The organism is uncultured Amaricoccus sp. (assembly GCF_937858865.1).
Classification (GTDB): Bacteria; Pseudomonadota; Alphaproteobacteria; order Rhodobacterales; family Rhodobacteraceae; genus Amaricoccus.
In genome coordinates, this window is the sequence record NZ_CALLYO010000584.1 from 1 (window position 1) to 2,692 (window position 2,692).

The 2,692-nt window shown below is 72.8% G+C and carries 5 protein-coding genes; 4 read left to right on the forward strand and 1 reads right to left on the reverse strand.

Annotation, left to right across the window (positions count from 1 at the left end; translation table 11 throughout):
• The 4 genes from Q0112_RS17375 to Q0112_RS17390 all read left to right on the forward strand — a co-directional run.
• A partial coding sequence (locus Q0112_RS17375) for an adenylosuccinate synthetase (protein ID WP_297977269.1) occupies positions 1-545 on the forward strand: 545 nt, incomplete at its 5' end.
• Positions 542-781 carry a DUF2842 domain-containing protein gene (locus Q0112_RS17380; RefSeq protein WP_297977270.1) on the forward strand — a complete coding sequence of 80 codons (240 nt, stop codon included), beginning with the start codon at positions 542-544 and terminating at the stop codon, positions 779-781. The genes Q0112_RS17375 and Q0112_RS17380, both read left to right, overlap by 4 nt.
• Before the next feature lie 2 nt (positions 782-783).
• Positions 784-1,272 (forward strand): CreA family protein, encoded by a 489-nt coding sequence (locus tag Q0112_RS17385; RefSeq protein WP_297977271.1) that lies wholly within the window; start codon positions 784-786, stop codon positions 1,270-1,272.
• On the forward strand, positions 1,233-1,892 hold the full coding sequence (locus tag Q0112_RS17390; RefSeq protein ID WP_297977272.1) for a thiamine diphosphokinase: 660 nt from the start codon (positions 1,233-1,235) through the stop codon (positions 1,890-1,892). The genes Q0112_RS17385 and Q0112_RS17390 overlap by 40 nt, the downstream gene beginning before the upstream one ends.
• Positions 1,893-2,090: 198 nt before the next feature.
• Here the strand turns inward: Q0112_RS17390 and Q0112_RS17395 are convergent, their stop codons facing one another.
• Positions 2,091-2,666 (reverse strand): hypothetical protein, encoded by a 576-nt coding sequence (locus Q0112_RS17395; RefSeq protein ID WP_297977273.1) that lies wholly within the window; start codon positions 2,664-2,666, stop codon positions 2,091-2,093.
• Positions 2,667-2,692 lie beyond the last annotated feature (26 nt).

The following is a 2,692-nucleotide window of genomic DNA, read 5'->3' on the forward strand; positions in this document are numbered from 1 at the left end:
CCGGCACCGGCATGGGGCCGGGGGCGGTCGGCTTCGTGCTCGGCATCGTCAAGGCCTATACGACGCGGGTGGGGGAGGGGCCGTTCCCGGCCGAGCTCCGCGACGCGACCGGCGAGAAGCTCGGCGAGCGCGGGCGCGAGTTCGGCACCGTGACGGGCAGGAAGCGCCGCTGCGGCTGGTTCGACGCGGTGCTGGTGCGCCAGACCTGCACCACCGGCGGGGTCACCGGCATCGCGCTGACCAAGCTCGACGTGCTCGACGGCTTCGAGGAGCTGAAGATCTGCGTCGCCTACGAGCTCGACGGCGAGCGGCTCGACCATCTGCCGACCGCCGCCGCGCATCAGGCGCGGGTGAAGCCCGTCTACGAGACGCTGGCCGGCTGGAACGAGACCACCGCCGGCGCCCGCTCCTGGGCCGAGCTGCCGGCGCAGGCGATCAAGTACGTGCGCCGCATCGAGGAGCTGATCGGCTGCCCGGTGGCGCTGCTCTCGACGAGCCCGGAGCGGGACGACACCATCCTCGTCACCGATCCCTTCACGCAATGAGCCTCGGCTGGCGCGCCCGGCGGCGATGGTCGCTCGTGATCCTGCTCGTCTGGATGCCGCTCTACGTCGTGGCGGCGGTCAGCCTCGTCGCGCTCTTCGACCGGCCGGGGCTCCTCGTCGAGCTCGCGATCTACGTCGGCCTCGGCCTCCTCTGGGTGCTGCCCTTCCGCCGCGTCTTCCTCGGCGTCGGGCGCGAGGACCCCGAGGCGCCGCGCCGACCCGGGGAAGGAGGATGACCATGCTGAAACCGCTCTTCGCCGCGGCGCTGCTCCTCGCGCCGCTCGCGGCGCCCGCCGCCGCCGAGGAGGTGGGCGAGGTGACGACGGCGATCAAGATCCTCGGCGCCAACCACCGCATCGTCGTCGAGGCCTTCGACGACCCCGAGGTCGAGGGCGTCTCCTGCTGGCTCAGCCGGGCGCGCACCGGCGGCATCAAGGGCAGCCTCGGCATCGCCGAGGACACGTCCGACGCCGCGGTGAGCTGCCAGCAGACCGGCCCCGTCCGCTTCCGCAGCGAGCTCGAGGACGGCGAGCAGGTCTTCTCGGTCCGGGCGAGCCTGGTCTTCAAGCACGTCCAGGTGGTGCGCTTCTTCGACGAGGCGCGCAACACCCTCGTCTACCTCACCTATTCCGACCGGGTGATCGAGGGCTCGCCCAAGAACAGCATCTCGGCCGTGGTGATCCGCGATTGGCAAGCCGCACCCTCTACCGCGCCCGCGGGCCAGTAACCCTCGTCGGCGGCGGCCCGGTCGCCCCGGCCGATCTCGCGCGCGCGCTCGCGCTCGCGCCCGAGGCGGTCGCGGCCGACAGCGGCGGCGACCATCCGCTGCCGCCCGGCCACGCCTTCCGGGCGGTGATCGGCGACATGGATTCGCTCCGCACCGCCGAGCGGCTGCGCGCCGAGGGCGCGGCCGTCCATGCGGTCCCCGAGCAGGAGACGACCGATCTCGAGAAGTGCCTCTATTCGATCGAGGCGCCGCTCTTCATCGGGCTCGGCTTCCTCGGCGGGCGGGTCGACCACCATCTCGCGGCGATGAACGCGCTCGCCAAGAACCCGGCGAAGCCGGTGGTGCTGATCGGCGGCGCCGACCTCTGCTTCCTCTGCCCGCCCGCCTTCGAGATCGACCTCGCGGCGGGCACGCGGGTCTCGCTCTTTCCGATGGCCCCGGTCGCCGGGCTGGAATGGGACGGGCTGCGCTGGCCGCTGCGCGGCGCCTTCCGCCCGGACGGCCGCATCGGCACCTCGAACCGCGCCACGGGCGGGCGGGTGCGGATGGCCTTCGACGCGCCCGGGATGCTGGTGATCCTGCCGGCGGGCCTGCTCGGGCGGGTGGTGGAGAGCCTGTAGGCCATACCAGAAGCGCGATCGGGTCGGACGACCGGCGCGGGAAGAGTCGTGCCCTCCCCATCCGTCCCGCCCGAGGCCTTGGCCTCGGGCAGCGCCCGCCCCGCCCCAAGGCGGGCGCTTCTCGCCCGCTGGGTCGGGCGCTGCCCTTTTCGCCCTGGAGCGACGACCGGACAGATTCCGTCCGGTTTGGGCCTTGCCCTAGCTCGGGCTCGCCTCGGTCACCGAGACGGCGACCGCGTCGGTCATGGTGACGAGCACGCGCGATCCCGGCCCGCGCGCGCGCGCGAAGCTCCTGAGGTTCGGCGGCACGGCGGCGGTGCGGGTGAAGCCGTCGGGCGTGCGGAAGGTCGCGATGCCGCTGTTGTTGTCGTAGTTGACGACCGTCACCACCATGCTCTCGCTCGTGGCGGCGAGTACGCCGGGCCGCGATCCTTCCGGCGCCTGTCCGGCCACCACCGCGGTCGCCGCCTCGCCGGTGTCGGCGGGATCGGCCATCGAGGCGGTGATCGACCGGTAGAAGTCGACGTTCACCTGATCGCCCACCTCGACCTGGGCCAGGTTGCGCACCTCCGGCCCGGCGGTGACGACGAAGCTCGTGCCGTCGGCATTGTCGCGCAGGCGCACCTCGCGCGTGGACTGGTTGATCGCCTCGACCGTGGCGCTGGCGCTGGTCAGGGTCTCCTGGCTGCCGCCCTGCCGCGCGCCGATGCCCATCTCCGAGCAGGCCATGAGCGTCAGCGCGGCCAGCAGGCCGATCACGTGTCTCGTTCGCATTCTCGACAATCCCCGAGGTTGGGCGG

What these genes read in the sequence shown, in the direction of transcription:
- Q0112_RS17395 (WP_297977273.1), bottom strand. Translation starts at nt 2,666, where the DNA reads ATGCGAACGAGACACGTGATCGGCCTGCTGGCCGCGCTGACGCTCATG.
- Q0112_RS17380 (WP_297977270.1), top strand. Translation starts at nt 542, where the DNA reads ATGAGCCTCGGCTGGCGCGCCCGGCGGCGATGGTCGCTCGTGATCCTG.
- Q0112_RS17385 (WP_297977271.1), top strand. Translation starts at nt 784, where the DNA reads ATGCTGAAACCGCTCTTCGCCGCGGCGCTGCTCCTCGCGCCGCTCGCG.